18 protein-coding genes are annotated in these 20,927 nt (G+C 57.8%); 5 read left to right on the forward strand and 13 right to left on the reverse strand.

Features of this window, described 5'->3' with window-relative positions:
* The first annotated feature begins 13 nt into the window (after positions 1–13).
* Positions 14–940: a LysR family transcriptional regulator gene (locus tag AC1RKH_RS27810; RefSeq protein WP_493064560.1), complete on the forward strand. Its 927-nt coding sequence runs from the start codon at positions 14–16 to the stop codon at positions 938–940.
* Here the strand turns inward: AC1RKH_RS27810 and AC1RKH_RS27815 are convergent.
* The 6 genes from AC1RKH_RS27815 to AC1RKH_RS27840 form a co-directional block, all read right to left on the reverse strand.
* Complete coding sequence (locus AC1RKH_RS27815; protein ID WP_493064559.1) at positions 929–1,897, reverse strand: GNAT family N-acetyltransferase; 969 nt, start codon at positions 1,895–1,897, stop codon at positions 929–931. The genes AC1RKH_RS27810 and AC1RKH_RS27815 overlap by 12 nt on opposite strands.
* Complete coding sequence (locus tag AC1RKH_RS27820) at positions 1,894–3,186, reverse strand: AMP-binding protein (protein ID WP_493064558.1); 1,293 nt, start codon at positions 3,184–3,186, stop codon at positions 1,894–1,896. Before AC1RKH_RS27820 ends, AC1RKH_RS27815 begins: the two co-directional genes overlap by 4 nt.
* A 46-nt stretch (positions 3,187–3,232) precedes the next feature.
* A complete protein-coding gene (locus AC1RKH_RS27825; RefSeq protein WP_493064557.1) occupies positions 3,233–5,653 on the reverse strand; it encodes an acyl-CoA reductase in 2,421 nt (806 codons plus the stop codon).
* A gap of 1 nt (position 5,654) precedes the next feature.
* Positions 5,655–6,782 (reverse strand): LuxE/PaaK family acyltransferase, encoded by a 1,128-nt coding sequence (locus AC1RKH_RS27830; RefSeq protein WP_493064556.1) that lies wholly within the window; start codon positions 6,780–6,782, stop codon positions 5,655–5,657.
* A gap of 26 nt (positions 6,783–6,808) precedes the next feature.
* On the reverse strand, positions 6,809–8,050 hold the full coding sequence (locus tag AC1RKH_RS27835) for an MFS transporter (protein WP_493064555.1): 1,242 nt from the start codon (positions 8,048–8,050) through the stop codon (positions 6,809–6,811).
* A gap of 308 nt (positions 8,051–8,358) precedes the next feature.
* Positions 8,359–8,487, reverse strand: a complete 129-nt coding sequence (locus tag AC1RKH_RS27840) for a hypothetical protein (protein WP_493064554.1) — start codon at positions 8,485–8,487, stop codon at positions 8,359–8,361.
* Positions 8,488–8,644: 157 nt separating this feature from the next.
* Between AC1RKH_RS27840 and AC1RKH_RS27845 the strand changes: the two genes are divergently transcribed.
* Positions 8,645–8,833 (forward strand): hypothetical protein, encoded by a 189-nt coding sequence (locus tag AC1RKH_RS27845; RefSeq protein WP_123424768.1) that lies wholly within the window; start codon positions 8,645–8,647, stop codon positions 8,831–8,833.
* Between the two features lie 16 nt (positions 8,834–8,849).
* Here AC1RKH_RS27845 and AC1RKH_RS27850 read toward each other — a convergent pair whose 3' ends face one another.
* Entirely contained in the window at positions 8,850–9,227 is a 378-nt protein-coding gene (locus AC1RKH_RS27850; RefSeq protein WP_493064553.1) for a fe2+ zn2+ uptake regulation protein, read from the reverse strand.
* A 230-nt stretch (positions 9,228–9,457) separates the two neighbouring features.
* A complete protein-coding gene (locus tag AC1RKH_RS27855) occupies positions 9,458–14,323 on the reverse strand; it encodes a dermonecrotic toxin domain-containing protein (protein WP_493064552.1) in 4,866 nt (1,621 codons plus the stop codon).
* A gap of 223 nt (positions 14,324–14,546) precedes the next feature.
* Between AC1RKH_RS27855 and AC1RKH_RS27860 the strand changes: the two genes are divergently transcribed.
* Entirely contained in the window at positions 14,547–15,587 is a 1,041-nt protein-coding gene (locus tag AC1RKH_RS27860) for an Ldh family oxidoreductase (RefSeq protein ID WP_493064551.1), read from the forward strand.
* Between the two features lie 217 nt (positions 15,588–15,804).
* On the opposite strand, the gene AC1RKH_RS27865 is transcribed toward AC1RKH_RS27860, so the two are convergent.
* Positions 15,805–16,122, reverse strand: coding sequence for an ElaB/YgaM/YqjD family protein (locus AC1RKH_RS27865; RefSeq protein WP_493064550.1), 318 nt, complete (start codon positions 16,120–16,122; stop codon positions 15,805–15,807).
* 166 nt (positions 16,123–16,288) lie between these two features.
* On the opposite strand from AC1RKH_RS27865, the gene AC1RKH_RS27870 reads away from it, so the two are divergent.
* Positions 16,289–16,540, forward strand: coding sequence for a hypothetical protein (locus AC1RKH_RS27870; RefSeq protein ID WP_019690567.1), 252 nt, complete (start codon positions 16,289–16,291; stop codon positions 16,538–16,540).
* Positions 16,541–16,594: 54 nt separating this feature from the next.
* Here the strand turns inward: AC1RKH_RS27870 and AC1RKH_RS27875 are convergent, their stop codons facing one another.
* On the reverse strand, positions 16,595–17,524 hold the full coding sequence (locus tag AC1RKH_RS27875; protein ID WP_493064549.1) for a LysR family transcriptional regulator: 930 nt from the start codon (positions 17,522–17,524) through the stop codon (positions 16,595–16,597).
* An 85-nt stretch (positions 17,525–17,609) separates the two neighbouring features.
* Here AC1RKH_RS27875 and AC1RKH_RS27880 point away from each other — a divergent pair, with 85 nt between their 5' ends.
* A complete protein-coding gene (locus tag AC1RKH_RS27880) occupies positions 17,610–18,530 on the forward strand; it encodes a carbon-nitrogen hydrolase family protein (protein WP_493064548.1) in 921 nt (306 codons plus the stop codon).
* Between the two features lie 22 nt (positions 18,531–18,552).
* Here AC1RKH_RS27880 and AC1RKH_RS27885 read toward each other — a convergent pair whose 3' ends face one another.
* The 3 genes from AC1RKH_RS27885 to AC1RKH_RS27895 form a co-directional block, all read right to left on the reverse strand.
* Positions 18,553–19,026 (reverse strand): LEA/WHy family protein, encoded by a 474-nt coding sequence (locus AC1RKH_RS27885; protein ID WP_493064547.1) that lies wholly within the window; start codon positions 19,024–19,026, stop codon positions 18,553–18,555.
* 58 nt (positions 19,027–19,084) lie between these two features.
* The gene (locus AC1RKH_RS27890) at positions 19,085–20,557 is read right to left on the reverse strand and encodes a nucleobase:cation symporter-2 family protein (RefSeq protein ID WP_493064546.1); all 1,473 of its coding nucleotides are present in this window, start codon (positions 20,555–20,557) and stop codon (positions 19,085–19,087) included.
* Positions 20,558–20,762: 205 nt separating this feature from the next.
* Positions 20,763–20,927, reverse strand: a 165-nt coding sequence (locus AC1RKH_RS27895) for a DUF6124 family protein (RefSeq protein ID WP_493184056.1), incomplete at its 5' end; no start/stop codon positions are given.

The following is a 20,927-nucleotide window of genomic DNA, read 5'->3' on the forward strand; positions in this document are numbered from 1 at the left end:
GTAGCCAAGAGCAATGGACCGTTTTAATGCCATGCGGGTGTTCACGCGCATTGTCGAGCTGGAAGGGTTTGCCAGGGCCGCTGACAGCCTGCAAATGCCCCGTGCCTCGGTGACGATCCTGATCAAGCAGCTTGAGGCGCATCTGGGTGTCCAGCTGTTGCAGCGCACCACGCGGCACGTCAGTCCAACCGCCGATGGCGCGGCGTATTACCAACGTTGCGTGCGCCTTCTGGCTGATCTGGATGAGGCAGAGGCGGCGTTTTCCAGCTCCCGGCAAAACCCGCGCGGTCTATTGCGCATCGATATGCCTGCCGGCATCGGTCGTTTGCTGGTGATCCCGGCTTTGCCGGAATTTACCCGCCGTTACCCGCTGATCGAATTGGAAATTGGCTTGAACGATCGTCCGGTCGACCTGATTCGCGAGGGCGTTGATTGTGTACTGCGCGGTGGTTCGTTTCTGGATGATTCGCTGGTGGCACGACCTCTGGCGATGCTTGATCAGGTCACCTGCGCCAGTCCCGAATACCTGCAACGTCAGGGCACGCCGCGTTGCCTGGAAGATCTTGCGGGGCACCAGATGGTCGAGTATTTCTCCAGCGCCACCGGCAAGCGTTTCGGTCTGGAGTTTGAAATCGATGGGCACGTGCGTCTGGTGGACTTGCCCAAACAGGTGGCGGTCAACAGCGCCGATGGTTACCTGGCCGCCTGTGAAGCGGGTTATGGCCTGGTTCAGACGCCGTATTACCACGTCGCTCGGCAGTTGCGTGAGGGCCGCTTGTGCGAAGTGTTAGAGCATCTTCCGCCGCCAGGGTTGCCCCTGACGGCGCTCTATCCCCCGCACCGCCAGTTGTCTCTGCGGGTGCGGGTGTTTGTCGACTGGCTGGTGCAGCTCTGCGCTCAGCCGGGTAACGGACTGGTGCGCAGAGGTTCAGGCAACTGAGTGTGTTGTCGCCGACTCGGTATCGGCTAACCGAGTGCGAGGAGCGTTTGGCCGCTTGAGGAATAAAGCGTTATGCAGTTGTTGCATGTGCGGGCAGTAAAAACTGACTGGCCGCGGTCTTGCGCCACGATGAAACAACGCATACCAGCCAGACGCTGCGGGGGCGGGCATCAGGCCGGTAAATACGAAGTCGATGGCACAGAGCGTTTGCAGGTTTCGTGGAAAGTGCCGCGACAGATCAAGCTTGATCGAGACCATCCAGTGCCTGGGTAGCTGTCCCAGTTGCAGCAGTGTGCTTTTGTTCAACTGGCAAAGGACGACCTCCACACGCTCGTGATGCTGGCTTATCTGAATGGGACAGGACCGTTGCGATGGCGAGTCACGTTGGCTGCCGAATGCTGCAGACAGTTGTCCCATGAAGGGGGCACAGGCTTGCGGCCATTCCAGTTGCGGTAACGGACGCGCATGCCCTTTGACCATTTGATAGCCAATGACAACGCTTTCCTTGTAGCGCTCGCCAAAGGGTGAGGGGACATAGTCGGGAAGCAGTCCGATGCTTTTGAAACCGAGTCTTTGCGCCATCCGCTGAGTGTAGGGATGATGGGTGACCTGTTTGATCGAAACGCTCTTGAGTCCGAGTCGACTCGCACGGCGCAGCAGTTCACGCCCCAATCGGCTGGCGATGCCTTTTCCCTGGGCTGCCGGGTGCACAAGGCTCAAGGCAAACTCTGCGTGATCCCGACCCTGTGGGTCTCGGCAGAGTGCAGCGTGGCCAACAATCCGATCATTGATCACGGCCAGCATTGAGTACCATCGGTGGTCGGCGTTGTGCTGGCCAATCATCGACGGCAGATAGACATCGGGCTGTACATAATTTTCCCCGTACACCTGACGAAACAACGCACTGACCGCAGCAGAGTCCGCTTGTTTGAAGCGGCGAAGTCTTACTGTGCTCATGGAGTGGGCTCCCGCTGAGGGGCGCCATACACACGCAGGTCAACGATCCGGCGCTGTTTTCCCGAGCGCGGATGCAGCAGCAGTGCGCTTGCCGTGCAGGGTCTGACCACACATTCAAGCTGAGCATTGCCGATCATCTGGTTGATTTCCGGGTACTGAGCTAGCAGCGCTGCGTGAATGGCCAGGGTCGCAGTTTCTATTGAGCTAGCGCCTTGCGCAGGTACCCACATCAGGCTTATTCGATCCTTGACCCCGACACTTTCGAGCACTAACTGCCATTGCCAGCAGTCGGCCAGACGTTGAAGGATCTCGGCCATTTCTTCCTGAAACAATGACGCAACGCCGACGCGGATACGGTTGCTTTGCTCGCTACGTCCGAGCAAGGCGAACTTGCGTTTTGGGGTACCGCTCGGCTCGCGCCAACAGGCACGATCACCGACCGGATAACGCAGCAGCGGCATCAATTTTCGGGTCAGGTTAGTGATGATCAATTGACCTGGACGGTTACACGTGTCGATGACTTCATGAGTGTGTTCATCGACAATTTCCACCACCGTCTGTTCATCGAATACTCGATGTTCTCCCATCTCACAATCCCGGGTGCTGGCGCCTACCAGTCCTGCGTCGACACAGGCGTAGCCAATGGACGCAGTGCGTGCATTGGGAAAGACCTGCGCCAGCAACGGCAATTGTGCGGCAAACAGACTTTCGCCGCCGTAGAGCACGGTCGTTACCTGTGGCAGGACGCATTGTTGCTCGATCAGGTAGGCGGCAAAGCGCAGTAGTTGTGCCGGCACGCCAGCGAGGACATTGATCCGGTGCTCGGTAATGGCTGCGGCAAGCGTTGCGCCATCGACTGCGCCGGCAAACGGAAACTCACAGATGGCAGGGGTCGCATGGGCCAATGAGTCATGGATGAACAAAAAACTGGCATAAAGGTCTCCGGCAAAGAACAGATTGGCCACCCGGTCACCGTCGCAAAGCTGCCCCGAGAGGGAGTGACCGAAGTGCGTCACCATGCTCTGCCATTCAGCGCGGGTGTACGCGACCAGTTTTTCCTGGCCAGTTGAACCGCCGGTTTTATAGATCAGGGCGTTTTCGGTTTTACCGGTCAGTACTGACCAGGTATTCAAGTTATTGCTGCCATTCCAATACTCCGAGGCAATAGTCAACGGTAAGTTGTCGAGCGTGCAGGGATGTTCCGGCAGGTGCTTGAAGTGTGTTTTGTAATAGCGCGAGTGCTTTATTGAATACGACAGCAACGCGTCAAATGAATAGCTAATGTTCATTGGTCTGTACTCTTTATTATTTATGAATGTGATTTTTGTTGTGCTATTAGTGAGTCGGGAAGTTCTTCCGCAGATCAATGATCAAGGGGATTTTGCCGCTGTGCCTGTTGCGTTCGAACCGGTGTGGAGAGCACCGCTGAACATCAAGTTCCAACAGGCAATTATTCACCGCCATTGAAATAACGGGGATCTCCAGCAAACGTTGGCGAAGGGTGTGCGGATCGTGTTCTGCGCGCACCAGCAAGCGTTCGTTTCCGTTCGAGTCGTGATCAAGGACCAGCTGTAGTTGAGTGGCGGCTTTTTCTTCCAGATCGCGGGTCGAGACAAAATCCGAGGCGACCCGCAGCAGTTGGCCGTGTCTTCCATGCAGTTCAAATCGAGGCGTGTCGAGGCCGCACGGGCAGGCCCCCGGCACCCAACGCCCACAGTCACCAACCTCGTAACGGTTGATCGTCTGACCTTCGCGTGCCCGCGAGGTAAAGAGCAAACGACCGACCTCGCCGGGTTCGACCGGAATGTCGTGCTCGACATTGACGATTTCAAGCCATTGGATGTCGCTCATCAGGTGAAATACGCCATCTACGGTCGCAGGACACGCATGACCGAGAGGGCCGGCGTCGACAGAGCCGTAGATCGCGGAGCGAATCGTCGAGACCCCACAACTTTCCATCAGCCGTCGGCTGGCATCGCCAGGATGTTCACCGCCCATGAAGACTTTATTGACCCCTCCGTAGGCCTTGAGGCGATCCTGCTCATTGAAAAACAGGCGCTGCAACGTGCTTGGCATGCCAATCAGAGTGTTGATGCGCTGGCTCACGATCAGTTGGGCTATTTCACTGAAATCGTCGTCGTTGGGGCTGCCCATGGGGAAGTGCGTGACACCCATCTGTTCGAGGATGCTGGAGAAACTGAACAGCCCGCCATAAAGGCTGCCGCCGTAGAACAGGTTCATCACGCGATCCTGGCCTGGGGTCAGCCCCATGGCGAACATGCCATCAGCCGCCGCGCGCATCTGCCGGTTAAAGTCTCGATAGCTGAAGCCGGCCAAGGCTGGAAGCCCGCTGCTGCCACCTGAGCGGAAAAACAGTTGGGCCTCGGGCGCTAAAGGTTGCGCGATGAAATCCGCCTTGCTCATCACCGCACAGGTGTTCAAGCCTGCAGGCGCGCAAGGGCGCTGGTCCAGTGTCGCGCGGTTGGCCAATAACTGCGTTGGCAAGGTTACCGAGGTCCTGCGGGTCATGCGTGACAGGGCGTAAACGCCGTCATGGGGTTCGCCCGCATAGCCCTCATGAATCAGCTCGGGCGGTGCGATTCGATTGACCCCGGCACTCAGCAATTTCCTGACCAAATCTGGCGTTTGTGCGGGTGTGCTGATCAGCGCGCAGCTTTGCAGAAACGCCCGCCACGGCAGCAACGATTCGGCAACCAAAGCGTGTGGCATTGGCCGTAACAACAGCGTACGAAACAACGGTGATGGCGCAAGTTTGCGATGGTGCTCCCAAATGACCCGCCATCCCTCACCGGACCAGACGTGTCCCGTTTGATCGGCAAAGCTCTGATCGAGTTGTGCGAAGGCCACTCGGGTGGTGATCTCCGAAGCTTCCTGAGGTGTGGGAGCTAACGCTGGCCAGCGCTTTGCGCGGCGTTCAAAGGCGTTGGCGAGTTGTTCACCGATTGCATACAGCGTTTGCGGGTCATCACTGTCTACCAGCAGCCACTGCGGACTGGAGCAGGCTTGTTGGTCCAGTCGGCAAACCTCATCGACCAGGATATCCAGCGCTTCAGGCGACAGCGCTTCAGGGGACACGTAGGCAAAACTGATCTTGTGTCCCCAGTCGATCCAGCGACAACCGCTGGGAATCTGCTGGCGAATGGCGCTGAGCGCGGCTTCGCCACCCCATGCGCTGACGCCATCGGCGTGAGCACATAGAAGACCAATATCAGCGATGTCTACCGGTAGTACGGCAATGCAGTTGGCCAGCAACCCACCAGGGTCGCAGTCGAGCAATGCCGCCAGTAATTGCGCGCTCAGGTCGTTGTCACTGGAGCTTGGGCGCAGCCAGTTGACGTTGCCCACCAGCAGGCTTTCCAGTACCGCGCAGAACCCCAGCAATGGAGCGTTGGCAGGCGTGATATGCACCACGAGCCCTAACGGGTGCCAGTTTTCAAAAGGTTGTTGGTCGTAGGCAATACGCCGCAGCGATTGCGGTTGTACTCCCAACTCTCGTTCCAGTTTGGTGCTCAGTGTGCTCCGTTGGCAGAACGCGATGAGTTCCTGGCGTTGTCCCTCATCGAGTTCAAGGTTGTGCTGACGGGTCAGCAGTTTCTGCGCGAAAAGCTCCGCGCATTCAAGGACCCTTTCGCTGGTCGGTGGTTGCTCCAGTTGTTGCGCCAAACCTGGCAGCAGCCTGTCGAGGGCGGCTTTGGGTGTGAGGGTGTCGTGCAGTTGGCCGTTGATCAGGTACATATCAAGCTCTCCCTATCAGTTCGGAGGCGGCCATCGCACAACTGCGACTGGCGCTGGTTCCGGCGCGGCCGTGCAGCTCGAACCAGTCGGTGGCCAGACCACAGCCGCAGGTTGCAGCGGGGTGCAGGGTTGCCAGGTCACTCATGACCACGGAGTGCGCCGGGCTTGATGAAATGTAGGGGGAGACCAACTGCAACAGACCGCTGCTGCCGTAAGGTTGAACGGCGAAATCGGTCGGGTTACGTATAAACACCTTCGAATAAACCGGGACATGAAAGTGGTGGTTGGCGCATTCGATATAGGGCACGGCATGCTCGACAGCGCCGAACCCGTCGCGACAACGACTGACGTCTATCCCCAACTGCTGCGAAATGCTGGAGTAAAGCTGTTGCCTGGAGACTTCCTCGCTCGCCCGGGTTTTCCAGCCACCGCCAAGGAACACCAGCGAATCGGGATGCAGCTCAAGCGCTGGTGCCTCAAGGTCTTTCATTCTTTGCAAGGCCTGCCAGAGAAACGCCGGAAAGCCAAAAATGCGCACGGGCAATCCCTCATCGGCAAACTGGCGCAGGGCTTCGATCACGCCGAACACATCGAATTCGTGGCTGCTGCCGGTGGCGCGCAGCGCGTAGACAATCCGCTTGATTGGCGCGTATTGGCACAGGAACTGGTCGGTATAGGACGTTCCCAGGCTGATTGCGCCCACAGGTTCGTAACTCAGCAACAGATAGTTGCACGGGGTGTGGCTGATCCAGTGGTAATGCTCGAAGATCCTGCTCACCATGTTCTGCGCTGCCGTCAGGCTTCGTACGTCATAACGCATGCGGCTTTTCTGGCCGCTGGTACCTGAAGAAGTCAGCTCCAGGGCATCTTGCCCGGTGGGGCTCAGCAGCAGACGTTGCTTGAAGTAGTTGGCGTACAGCGGCGGCAATCGCGCCCAGTCGTCCAGCTCTCCCAGCGCTTGAGCACTCAAGCCATTGGCGCCCAGCCAATGTTCATAACCTGGCGTGTGATGGCAATGAAAGAGGCTGATTTCGCGCATCGAGTTGTCGAACAACCCTGGCGGAACAGAGTCCAGGCAATAGGGCCGTGGCAATGCACACAAGGCATCGGTGTAGGGTAGATGAATCATCAAAAGTCCTTTTTTGATTGAGTTATTTATAGAGAGAGCGCGGGCCTGGTCGCAGGCAAAAACCAGCGCAATGGCACCAGTGCCAGAAGTCCTGAGATACCGATTGTCAGAGCGAAGTAACCCAGGTCCTCGCCAGCGCCCAGTGCTGCGATCACTGAGCCTGCGCCGGCCATTAGCGCGATGGAAATCATCCCCACCATGGCCGAGACCAATCCTTTGCTATCGTCACTGGTGAACAGCGCCGCGCGGTACAGTGCGGCATTGCTCATCCCCAGACCTATGCCGTAAAGCATCAGGCCACTGACCAGAACCGGGATCGAAAGGGAAAACCGACTGGCGATGATGAGTAGCACCAGGCCCGCACAGAATGGCCAGAGCGCACATTGGATCAAGCCTTCCAGAGTGGTTCTGGAAATCATCAGGTTCAGCAGTAGATTGCCGATGATGACGGCGCTGAAGACCGGGATCTGCCACAGCCCGTACTCAAGAACGGACAACCCTTGCCCCTGAATCAACAGAAGGGGTGACAGACCGATCCAGGCGATCAATGGCAAACTCATCAGCCCCAGCGCGACACTGGCGCAGATGAATCGACGGTTCTTGAGCAGGGCGATGTACCGAAGGGCTAACGTATGCAGCCTGAATGGCGTGGGGGTTAGCCGCGTACCGTCCTGACGCAGGGCGCCGATGGTTTCCGGCATGACCCAATAAAGCACGAGCCACACCGCGGAGCCGCAGACGCCAAGCATGAGAAAAAGCTCACGCCAGGACATCCATTTCAGCATCAGGCTCCCCACCAGAGGGCCGAGGAGCGGAGAGAGCAGGGCGACATTACCCAGCACGGCCATGATCCGAACCGCATCGGCTTCACAAAACACTTCCTGAAGCGCCGGGTAACTGACGGCGATGACAAACCCCAATCCCATGCCCTGAAGCAGCCGCAACAGGTTGAATGCAAAAATGCTCTGCACCCAGACGGTCATGACGCAGGTCACGGCGAAGGCCGCGCAGCCAATCAAGAGTACTTTTCGGCGTCCGAAACAATCCGCGAGCGGGCCAATCAGCCACTGCAAAAGAACACCGCCCAGCAAGTACAGATTGAAGGCTGACGGAATATGCTTCGTACTGGCATTCAGGTCTTCGGTCACCGTCAACATGGCGGGCATTATCATATCGCTGGCCATATAGGTCAGTAGTTCAAAAAGTGTAATCGCAAGGCAAAAGCCCAGCGCCTGGAAAGTTTCGATTTTTATGATGGGTTTGAGCATAAAGTTCCAAAGTTTGCGTGTTGACGTATAGGGATGTTCCGTATTGAAGTTGAGAATAGTCCTGAATGCCGATAAGCCAAGTCAAATTATTGGTTTGTGAGGGATAATAGTTGTCGCGTTATTTCGAGGTCGTGTGTCGGGTAATAGTGGCGGCGTGTGTTGAGGGCGTTAACTTACAGATCCAAGTGTAAAGCCCATGTACGAAAAAGCCCGCACTCAGTGGCGGGCTTTTATCTTGACGTTATAAGTAGTGGTCAAATAGTGAGGATGTGGGAGCACTTAATGATGTGGGCGCCCCTGAATAAAGGTCAACGGTAGTAACCATCATGGTAGTAGCGGTGGTCGCCATGCCAGCCACCTCCGCGTGGGAAACATACGCAACCGCTCATGGTCAGGACAATCAGCAGGGGAATCAGCAGTGTGATTCGACGGAACATTTCTCAATCCTCATCGTTTGAACCGCATGAAGCCAAAATGCTTCATGGGCTGTAACATGAGACCCCGCTTGCTGCCGCTCATCCCCGAAGAAGCGTATGAGTTTGGCATGCATCAGGATACAAACCGGATACACATTTTCAGGTTCAGGAACCCGCAATGACCCAGTCGCAACGTTTGAAATATTCGATTCTGATCTCCCTTGTCGTGCTGGGGATCATGGTTGGTCTGTCATACATGCAGAACGCCGGAATGATCAGCGAGAAGCTGTTCCAGTACATCGCCATTGGCGTTGCGGTGATCGTGGTGGTGATCAATGGCGTGATGCGTCGCAAGGTCAAACCTTAAGCCACGCGCCAGCGCTTTATTGATTGCCGTAGAGCACGGCAGCCGCTTGCGGGTGCAGGCTGTAGCTCTTGTCCTCGTTCAAGACAATCAGGCCTTCACTGCACAGTCGCTTCAACACTTCGCGAACGCTGAGAAAGGACAGGGGAATGCCCAGGTCCAGCAAGTGGCTGTGCACGCCGCGCACTCCCAGCGGGCGATCGTTCTCGGCGGCGGTCAGTAGCGCGTCGATCACTTTCAGGCGAATCAGGCTGGTGCGCAGGCCGAAGCTTTTGAGCAGTTGCCGGATGCGCTCATTGTTGTGGCGCTCGGTGTTTTTGGCGAACGCACCAGAGTCCAGGTTCAGCGAACCGTTTGGTGCTGGGGTGCCATCCGTTGGCAGTTGCGAGTTGTACATGCAAAAACTCCTTTTCAGAGCCTGATCAGGAAAAAGTGATGGGTGCTCTCATTGATTAATGACGAATGAGCTGAGCAAATCATGAAGGCTCGTATGTAGAAAATTTGTCGGAACCACGTCAGCGCAAGGTGAGATGTCAGGGTCTGCACCATTAAATTTTTTTCATACTGGATCGTTACCTTGGCAAGGCACATTCCCATCAACCGCAGGATGGCGTTGTTCACTCGGTGTCAAGGCGTGCTGGTATCCAGTTGGCGCCCCAGGTGGCTGATAAACAAGGCTACAGAGTCGGCATTGCCCAGTTGTACCGCCAGCCTCACATTTGCATCGTTCATGAATGTTGTGCGGGCTGCCTGGAGGGTCTGTTGCCCGGTCAGCGCCAACACCTGTTTCAGCGCATCGGCAGTATTCTCGTAGGTCGTGCTGCCCAAATCTTCCCAAACGCCGCTGCTGGAATTAAAAATCGTGAAGAGCTGCGCCAAGGGCGATCGGCTCGAAAGCGCTTCTTGCTGGAGTTCTCCCAGTGTGCGCTTGAGTAGCTGCGCACGTGGACTGAACGTCCCCAGCAGGTCGACGAAGGGCTTGCAGGCGTCCATGTACGCAATATCTTCGGTGTTACTGACGAGATGCGAGAGCTCATGGATCAGCGTTACCGCACGGGCATGGGCGCTGATGGCAAACGAAGGATCCGCCATGTAGTTGCGATAGTGATCGAGCCTGGGGAGAAAGAATTTCTCCAACAGGTAGAGTTTTCTCCCTGCATCGTTCGGGATGGTAAAGGCGAATACACTTTCGGGGTCTTCACGGCTTGTGCCCGCAACAAAACGTTTGGAATCGACCTTTCTGAGGTCCGGGTCCAATAAAGCGCCAAAAACCTCGCCGACGACTTTTTCAAGCTTCGCCACATGGTCGGGCAGTACCGCCGGCACACCCAGAAAGTCCTTGATCAGTTGATGCACGCGTGTCGTCTGGACCGCGCTGGTCTTTATCAGTTGGAGATTGCGCTGGCTGTTCCAGGCATAAGTGGTCGCCAGATCAAGTGCCTCATCAATCAACCGGGCCCTGACCGGATAAAGCTCGCGAATGGCGCGCATGCCGGTGGCTTCTACGTTCATGCCCGCCTGACGGGCGGTACGTGTCTCGAGTCGGTTGAGCATTCCGTAGCGCGGGGCGTGTGCCGATGGGTCGAGAACCCACTGTTTTGAGCTGTTCTGCAGCAGCTGGGGCCCCTCGCCGCGATCACTGACAATGCGCCAGGGAGTACCACGCTTTTCAACGCGATACACTTTGCCTTCGACCGGCGCGTAGTACTTTTTGGTGGTTGGGTGAAGGTAGAGCCCTGACGCCGAGGCCGGCGTGAGTGACTGCAGATTGATGTCGATACTTTCATGACGCTGCAGGCGGGTTCGTTCGGGAGCTGTTATATCGATGTCCTGCCACTGACGTTTCGTGGTGGGTATTTCCAGCGAAGGTTCGGGTTCGGCCACTGCCGTAGTCGGTGGTGCTTCCATCGATTGGCGCAACATCGCCAGTTGCGCGATGCCACTGATGAACGCCTTGAGGGCGCTACCCCATTTGTGTTCTTGAAGGTCCTCGGCAGACGTTTTGATAGCGCGATAGCTATTCCAGACGGTGATCAGGTAGGCGAGCTTCCCGCTGAGGAAGGTGAATGCCTGTTCCAGGCCTTCGCCGAAGACGCGTTTTATGGTTTGCCATTCACTCTTGGCATCGCTGTCTGACTGAGTGCCGAGCAATCGCGCCAGGACGTTCGTATTGTCGTCAAACAACTGGCCGAGCAGATTTCCGGTGATCGGATTGGACGCCAGCTTGATATCGCTGGACGCGTTGAGCGTTGAGGCCCAGAGGTTCTTATAGGTCGCACGGACGGGCGTCGACAGGCACTTGAGCACCCAGTCCTGCAGCGCCCCTGTGGTATTGAGTTCGGCCAACAGGCTGCTTTCACTTTCGTACTCCTTGATAGCGTGGGTGGTGCTGTAGGGCGCCAGGAGAACATGCGGACCGTCTTTTCCCGGGCCAGGTCCGATCAGGTAAACCCCGAGCGCCTTGGCCACTTGCGCGCCGTGTGTGGCGACCAGCTCAAGCGGGCGGATCACTGCATTCGCGCCTGTGAGCGCCGCGCGGGCGATGGCGTCCGGCATGTTCATAACCTGCGCAACCAGGTTGAACCCGGTCTCGCTGAGGCGCTCCTGGAGTTTCTCCGAATGAGCGTAATGCAGCAGTTGCCAGGGCAACTGTTTGGCGAACAGGGTACGGTACGACACGGCGCTGGCATTGCTCGATGCGAACGCCGTTTCAAGGATCGATTGCTGGAGCTCTCCAAGTTTGAGATTGCGGACCAGTTTTCTCACATAGTCTGCGTTCATCCCCGGGGGCAGTGCGGCTTCGGTGAGTGAGGTGATTTTCTTGATCGGGAAGGCATCCAGCTCATCAAAATGAGTCAGCGCAAACGTTGTCAGCGTCTGGGTCAGACCGGCGGCGGTCAGGCGCGAGTTGAACTGCAACTCGACGTTGTCTGGATCAACGTCATGCTGTTTGAAGGCTGTCTTGAGTTGCTTCTGGAGTTCAGCGTGAGCAGTGCGCGTCAGAGAGGTCAGGCCGCACAGGTAGTCCTTGTCGTCATTGGCATTGGCCAGATACTGCTGAAGCAGTTCGGCATGCAGTACTTGATCGCCGATGGATGCTTTCGCCAACCATGCCGGTATTTTTTGCTGGGTGATCAAGGACTGGGCAATGCTCATCCCTCGACTCAGTCCGGTGATCGGTACGCCCGGTGCAATCAATCGCAGCAGATTTTTCTGGGTGTTTTCGGGGAGCTTTGAAGCAAGCGCCCGCTCGATCGATGCGCGGTCCAATTGGGCATAGGGTTTTTGCAGGTGGTCGAGGAAGTTTTCGTGAATCAGCTGTAAGGGCGCCAGTGTGAACGCCTGGTCAGTCGTTTGATCGTAACGTCCGAGGTTTTCCAGAAGTCCTCTGCGTTCATCCGGATCGAGCAGGCGTCGCTGGAGTTCAGCCTTCAGCGGTGCCAATGAGCCGAATGCTTCAAACCCAAAGGCCGGGGTCCACAAAATGGCTCGTCCTGAATGATGTGGGTCCAGACCGCCGCGCTCCGTGAGCATGAAACAATTGGCCAGGTGCAGTAAGGTCGAGGCGGCGCCGGCCTTGACTGCCAGTGAAAAGACATCGGGCAGAAAACCGTTCAGTGCCCCGCGCTGCAAGCGCACAGGGCTGTCGAGTACGGTGGTGATAATGGCCTGGTCCACAGCCGACAGCGTGCGGCTCAAGGTCCGCAACTTGACTTCGCTGCGCAAGGCGACAGACAGGGTATGAGCCAGTTTCGGTGTCAATAGGCTCAGAAACGGCGCGACGACGGTTTGCACGTCCTCGAAGCGTGTTGGTTTTTGTGGCAGGACGAAGTTTTTTTCGAACTCAAGATCAAGCGATGCGTCGATGCTGGAGAGTTGCGCCAACAATTGTTTCGCCGACTCTGCTCGCACGGTGGCCGGTTGGCTATTCCATCGCTGATCTGCACGCGTACTCCAACGGCCGTCGGCGTTGGCGCGCAAAAGACGCTGGTCGATCAACGTCCGTACATCCAGAGCGTTATCCAGCAGGGCATCCAGAGCAACGGTGCCTTGCGCTTCACGGTAGCGGCTCAAGGCGAACTGCAGATTTTGCGCCTGCTTGGCAAGGATCTCGGTCATCAAGTCCTGAAACACCGGGCCTGATATCGGTACGCCGACAATCTTTCGTTCTTTTGGGTCCAGTGAGAGGAAGGTAGCGCGCTCTTCCAACGCCAGGAAGTTGAGCAGATTGTCTTCATGCCCTTCGGTTTTCATCATCGTCAACACGACGTTCTGGATCTGCGACAGGTCGGTGCTGGTCTCAATACCTCGAGACGGGCTGTACAGGAAGGCATTTCTCTGTGGCACGTCGGGGACGCTGATCATCAGGGTGGAGGCAAGCGTCACGTAATGTTTGTAGGGGGCAGTGACGCGTAATTTTTCGACCCGAATAGAAGGGCTCGCCGCCAATGGAACGGTAGTGTCGACGCGGCAAACAGCCATCAACTGCTGGTGTTCTTCAGTGGTAAATATCCGCTGTTGATGCTTGAGCAAGAGGTCCACGCAGTACGAATCACGCAGGCTTTGGGCGAAAAAATCCGCGCGTGAATCTCCGGTGCTCATCGGGCTGTTCCAGAAGGTATCGAGCAAGCTTTGCAGACGCGGCGTCAGGCTTTGTGCGACCTCCTTCAAGGTGGTTTCCCAAGCCTGATTGTCGTCATTGCTGCTGACACCATGTGCAGGATTGGAAAAGCTCCGGAACTCACCTTCCGGCCAGGCGTTGGTCAGGTAAAAATGCAGGACCGCGTCACTGAGCGACAGGGAAGACATCGTGCGCCGATTGACGCCGCTACCGTCCACGGTGACAGGCACGGCAGTGCTGACGAGGCTGTCCATCCGGGTGTGACGCTGGTTCAGTGCCGGGAAGCGTTTGTTCAGGGCGATAGTCAGTGTCTCATCGAGCATAGACTGTAGCGTCGGCGTCTTGATGAGCTCGGCCAACATCGTTCTGATGTTGCGTGATTGATTCAGCGCAATGATGGTTTCCTGGTCCTGAAACACTGATCCTTCGACGAGCTCTGTCGAAATGATCGGTTCGCTGCGCTCCTGTAAAACATGACGTTGTTCGATGGAGAGATAGCGCAGCAGTTCGTCCTTACTGAAGGCGTTGCCCAACCATTGCGTGAGTTTACTGTTGAGGTCCTCCAGATCCGCATGTTTGGTAAGACCGTTATAGGGCGTGTAGAGCGTTACTTCTCCACCCGCAGGTTTGCTCATCATGAAGGCCCCGGCCAAGGGGATTGCCATCTTGCCTGGGGGCGTCAGGGTCAACCGGTCGACTTGCATGGGATGGGCATCGTCGATACGGGTTGCGTGGGTGGGCAGATACACCCGTTTCAACCATTTCAGGTCTGCGGTGGTAAATCCCAGCGTTTTTTCCCGAGCGCCGGGCTCCCTCGTAAAGGAGGCGATATCGGCTTCGTCAAAAAAGTACGGAAGAGTGGGGGCAGTCATAGTGATTCCTCGCCCTGCTGCAATCGGCAGGGTAATTGGGTGAGGAAAAACATTACGGTCGGCGAAGTGTTGAGGTGCGGTACATATCGCTTGAGGTGTTTGTGCGCTCCTGAGTCTTGACAGATCACCTGCAAAACAGCACTTAATCGGCAAGTTTTTTCGGTTGCTGTGCAACCCGATTTCACGCTGTTGCCCGTATTCAATAATAAAAGTGGAGCTTCAGATGCCTGTGCCACACGATCATGCCGTCAATGCAGACTCGCAACATTTGTCGTACGAAGAATTGGTTGGCCTTCTGGAATCGATATTTCTGAGGCATGGCACCCGTACGGAAGTCGCCCGGGTACTGGCCGAAAACTGTGCCGGCGCCGAGCGCGATGGTGCCCATAGTCACGGGGTGTTCCGGATCCCGGGCTATGTCTCGACGCTGAACAGCGGCTGGGTCAATGGCAAGGCGGTTCCGGTGGTCGAGGACGTGGCCTCGGGTTTTCTCCGGGTGGACGCCGACAACGGCTTCGCCCAGCCGGCGTTGGCCGCAGGTCGCGCATTGTTGGTCGAGAAAGCCCGCAGCGCCGGGATCGCGGTCATGGCGATCCGTAATTCCCACCATTTTGCTGCACTTTGGCCGGACGTCGAGCCTTTCGCCTACGAGGGCCTGGTGGCGCTGAGTATGGTCAACAGCATGACCTGCGTGGTGCCACACGGCGCCGATCGCCCGTTGTTTGGCACGAACCCGATCGCGTTCGCGGCGCCATGCGCGGGGGCCGACCCGATAGTGTTTGACTTGGCCACCAGCGCCATCGCCCATGGCGACGTGCAGATCGCTGCGCGCAAGGGTGAGCGTCTGCCGCCCGGTATGGGCGTGGACAGCCTGGGCCAGCCTACGCAGGACCCGAAAGCGATTCTCGAGGGCGGTGCATTGCTGCCATTCGGCGGGCACAAGGGGTCGGCGTTGTCGATGATGGTCGAACTGCTGGCGGCGGCATTGACCGGTGGCAACTTTTCGTTCGAGTTCGACTGGTCCAATCATCCCGGAGCGAAAACCCCGTGGACCGGCCAGTTACTGATCGTGATCGATCCGAGCAAAGCCGCCGGGCAGAGTTTCGCCGAACGCAGTCAGGAACTGGTCAGGCAGATGCATGCTGTGGGGCTGCGGCGTTTGCCGGGTGACCGACGTCATCGCGAGCGGGCCAAATCGTTGGCCGGGGGTATTACGCTCGATGCGCAGACCCTGGCGCAATTGCGCGAACTGGCGGGTAATTGATGTAAAAAGGCGAGCCATGACGTAATGCCGGTTTAGTTAAGCGAATACAAGCTCCGAAACAGCAACGATCGAATGTGGGAGCGAGCTTGCTCGCGATTGCGATGTGACAATAAACATTGATGTCGAATGTAAAACCGTCATCGCGAGCAAGCTCGCTCCCACACTGGACTTGCTTCGCTATACAGAACGTTAAGCCCATGGGCTCGCTTTTGATTCTTCAACGACGCCCCAGCAGCAACCCCACCACCAGGCCAAAACCGGCCGAGATCGCTACGGTTTGCCAAGGATGACCACCGATGTAGGTTTCGGTCGCCTCGATCACGGGTTGGGTCCGCTCACGCACACTGGAGACAGAATCGCGTGCCTGCCGCAGTTTCAGCGCGACTTGTTCGCGCAGGTTTTCAGCTTCCTCACCGACCAGTGAGGCACTGCTTTTGAGCAGTTTCTCCGACTCTTCGATCAGCGCGTGCAGCTCGCTGAAGACCTGATCCTTGATTTGCTCGTCGTTTGCTTGCACCGGGGTTTTTCGGGCCATCAGGTGACTCCTTGCGGGTAAAAGGGACAGTGATCAATGGAGTGTAGGCGCGGCGGAAAAGTTGCAGTTTTTTTGCCCTGAAACTCAACGCAAATGGAAAATCCGCCCCCGGAAATTTCTGCCTACAGTGTAAGATGGCGCCTATTTTATGCAGCAGGTAACTCCCATGAGCTTCAATCTGGCCGACAAGCCCCTTGCCGAGCGCGCTGCGCTTGAAGATGAAAAGTCCCGTCTGTTCGACCTCTGGCAGAGCAACCTGGGCAAATCCAAAGGCGAAGCGGCACGCTTGTTCGGCGAGCGCTCCAAGCGCAAAGGCAAATGGGCCGAATGGGTGCGTTCCGAGCTGGACGCCATGTCACCGCCAGAATACGCCAACATGGTCCGCAGCGAAGTCAATCGCTTGATGGCTGCCAAGTAGGAGCTGGCGCAGCCTGCGATCTTTGTGGCGGATGAGGCATCGACAAAATCAAGATCAAAAGATCGCGGGCGATGCTTGTAAAAAGCTCGCCACAATCGCTTCACGGACCTTCAACAGCAGCGGATCAAGTTGGTTGTTGGTGCGCCAACCCAACTCGATCGGGTAACGTGGCAACGCCAACGGGCAGGGCAGCACTGTCAGCCCGCTGAGTGCGGCGATGCTCTGCGCCGCATGGGCCGGGATGGTTGCCACGGCCTGGCTGCCCTTGAGCAAGAACGGCAGCGCGGCAAAGTGCGTGGTTGACGCGCACACTCGCCGACTCAATCCCAGCCCCGCCAAACCCTCGTCGGTAATGCCGATAAACCCTCCAGACGACACCAGGATGTGCTCGCGAGCGACAAACTCGTCGAGGCCTATTTCCTGTTGCCCGTCAGCCAGGCTGTCGGGGTCGACCAGGCACTGATAGCCGCCTTCACCCAACACCTGACGGCTGAGCAAGCGCTCGGCAAAACCGCCGGCGGTGATCGCCAGGTCAATGCTGCGCTCCATCAAGGCCTGAGCCACAATCTGGCTGTGGGTCTGACGAAAGATCAGCCGCAGCTTCGGCGCACGTCGGGCGATTTCCTCGATCAATCGCCGGCCATAGGCAATCTCGAAATCATCCGATAAACCGACAATCACTGAACGCCCTTCGTACTGGTTGGCTGCCGGATCGACCATCGCCAGGCTTTGTCGGCATTTGTTCAGCGCGTCGCTGACTACCGGTTTCAATTGATTAGCGCGCAATGTCGGCGCCAAACCACGGCCGGTGCGCACGAACAGCTGATCGGCGTACACATCGCGTAATCGGCGCAATGCTGCACTCACCGCAGACTGCGTGACGCCCAAACGCAGCGCGGCGCGGCTGGCGCTGGACTCGTCGTGCAGCGCTTCGAAGACTTTGAGCAAGTTGAGGTCAATGTCGGCGATATTCATTTGGCTCATATCTTTCAGCAGTGAATGGGGCTTTATTCATGATCGGCGGTGGCCGGAGAATGAGCAATACCTCAATGCTCAGGGAGTTACCGCGATGCCCAAGTCCATCGTTGCTGCACTGCAAATCGGTTCGCTGCCAGGCGGTAAGGGCGAGACCTTGGAACAGATACTTTCTTATGAACAGGCGATCATCGAGTCCGGTGCCGGGCTGGTGGTCATGCCCGAGGCGTTGCTCGGCGGTTACCCCAAAGGCGAAGGTTTCGGCACGCAGTTGGGCTACCGATTGCCGGAAGGTCGTGAGGCGTTTGCACGCTATTTTGCCAATGCCATCGAGGTGCCGGGCGTCGAAACCGAAGCTTTGGCCGGGTTATCTGCGCGAACCGGGGCGAATCTGGTGCTGGGTGTGATCGAGCGTTCAGGCAGCACCTTGTACTGCACCGCGTTGTACTTCGAACCGCAAACCGGCTTGGTGGCCAAGCACCGCAAACTGATGCCCACCGGCACCGAACGGTTGATCTGGGGCAAGGGCGACGGCTCGACGCTGCCCGTGATCGACAGCCAGGTCGGGCGCATTGGTGCCGCCGTGTGCTGGGAAAACATGATGCCGTTGCTGCGCACGGCGATGTACGCCAAGGGCGTGGAAGTCTGGTGCGCGCCAACGGTCGACGAGCGCGAAATGTGGCAGGTCAGCATGCGCCACATAGCCCACGAAGGACGTTGCTTCGTGGTCAGCGCCTGTCAGGTCCAGCCATCACCGCAAGCCTTGGGTCTTGCGATTGCCAACTGGCCGGCCGAGCGCCCATTGATTGCCGGAGGCAGTGTGATCATCGGCCCGATGGGTGATGTATTGGCCGGTCCGCTGTTGGGCGGCGCGGGGTTGCTGACGGCCGAGATCGACACCGACGAACTGGTGCGTGCGCGCTATGACTACGACGTGGTCGGGCACTACGCGCGCCCGGATGTGTTCGAGCTGACCGTGGATGAACGGGCCAAACCCGGAGTGCGGTTTATCTGAGGCGCCGTGCTCTTCGGCTGATTTACCAGATGCCTGCTGTCGAGCCCGGGAGGTTGAGTGTGCCTTTATCGACAAAGCGCAGGGTGCCTAACGCGCCGCCAGACAGCTTGCCGCGTAACACGTAAGGCAGGTTGTTGAGGGATTGAGTCTGGCTCAGGCCAAGGGTTTGGCGCAGAACGGAGAACGCAGAAATACTCATCGGTACAGTGATAATCGCTTCGGAGTAACGCGGGATCGACCCCGTTTGATTGCTCACGCCAGAGGCCAGGGGTTGGCCATTGACCTCCAGACTCAGGGCCACGCCGTTGTAGTCGATGGGCGTTTCGTTGGGGTTTTGCAGGCGCAGTTTCACCGCAAAGCGCACTTCCAGGTCCTGGTTTTGCAGCGGTTCGATGCCGACCACGTTGACGTTCAGCGGATCGCGATTGGGAAACAGGGCGCAGGCGCTCAAGCTGAGCAACAGCAGGGAAAGGCTTAAAGCGAGGAATCTGCGCATGAACGAGCTCTCGATAAAATAAGGGTCGAAGCGCTGGCGGCTCGACCCTCGAGCAGCGTTAGCGGTTCACCTGTGCGACCACGGAAGGCTTGAGTGGTTCGCCGTGTGGCGTGACATCCGGGTTCTCCATGACCGTGAGGATCGAAGCTTCCGGATCGAAATCGTCCTCTTCCAGCTCGATGAACTCTTCGGGCAGGAAGATATTCAGCACGATAGCGCACAACGCGCCGACGGTGATCGGCGACTCGAAGATGTTGTGCAATGCCTTGGGCAATTCGCGTAGCACTTCCGGTACGGCGGCGACGCCCAGCCCCATGCCCAGCGAAATCGCCACAATCAGCATGTTGCGCCGATGCAGACCGGCCTCGGCGAGGATCTTGATCCCGGCCACTGCCACGGTGCCGAACATCACCAGCTCAGCGCCACCCAGCACCGGTTTGGGCATCAGTTGCAGCACAGCGCCAATCATCGGGAACAGCCCGAGCACTACCAGCAACCCGGCGATGAAGAACGCGACGTAGCGGCTGGCCACTCCGGTCAGCTGGATCACCCCGTTGTTCTGCGCGAAGGTGACCATCGGCATGCTGTTGAACACCGCCGCCATCGCCGAGTTGAGGCCGTCGGCGAGCAAACCGGACTTGATCCGCCGAAGGTAAATCGGGCCTTTGACCGGTTGCTGGGAAATCATCGAGTTGGCGGTCAGGTCACCGGCCGCTTCGAGCGGCGAGACCAGGAAAATCACCGCCACCGGAACGAACGCCACCCAGTCGAAGTTGAAGCCGTACTTGAACGGCACCGGCACGCTCATCAGCGGCACGGCGGCCATGTTGGCGAAATCGACGTCACCCATCAGCCACGCGACCACGTAACCGAGGGTCAGGCCAATGACGATGGCGCCGAGGCGCAAGAAGGGTACGTCGACCCGGTTGAGCACCACGATGGTACCCAGCACCAGTGCAGCCAGGGCCAAGTGACTTGCTGCGCCCAGATCCGCAGCGCCAAAACCGCCGGCGATGTCGGTCATGGCGACCTTGACCAACGACAAGCCCATCAGGGTGATGATGGTGCCGGTCACCACCGGGGTGATCAGCATCCGCAACTTGCCAATGAACTGGCTCAGCACCACTTCGATGAACGCGGCGAAAAAGCACACGCCGAAAATCGTCGAGAGGATTTCATCGGTGCCGCCACCACGCGCCTTGACCATGAACCCGGCGCTGAGAATCACGCTGATAAACGAGAAACTGGTGCCTTGCAGGCACAGCAGGCCAGAGCCGATCGGGCCAAAACGTCGTGCCTGAACGAAGGTGCCCAAGCCGGAAACGAACAGCGCCATGCTGATCAGGTAGGGGATTTCGCTTTGCAGGCCCAGGGCGCTGCCCATAATCAGGGTGGGCGTGATGATCCCGACGAAGCTCGCCAGCACATGTTGCAGCGCGGCGAAGACAGTTGCAGTGAAGTGCGGCCGGTCATAGAGGCCGTAGATCAGGTCGGAACGAAGCGCAGTTTTCGAGTGGTCAGATGAGGTCACGGGGAGGGTGCCAATAAGGCCAGGTCAGAAAATGGAGGCGCAGGATGCCAGTGACGGGCATCGAGGGCAACGCGAGGTTTTTCAAAATTGATCGTTCCCACGCTCTGCGTGGGAATGCAGCCCGTGACGCTCCGCGTCACTGGACGCGGAGCGTCCCTAGAGGCATTACCACGCGGAGCGTGGGAACGATCAGCGCTCTGGTCCGTTACTCCGGTGAATCCGGTGGGTCGAGGTGGTCGAGGGCGCGATTCACGGCGAGTTCGGCCAGCGAGATCATCTGCTGAATCCCCAGCGCGGTATTGCGTTTGGGGCCTTCGAGGTCGAACGCCAGATCGCTGGCCATGACATTGGCCGAGGCGAGGGTTTCGCA

The sequence above is a fragment of the Pseudomonas sp. GW822-FHT06B12 genome (assembly GCF_058799675.1).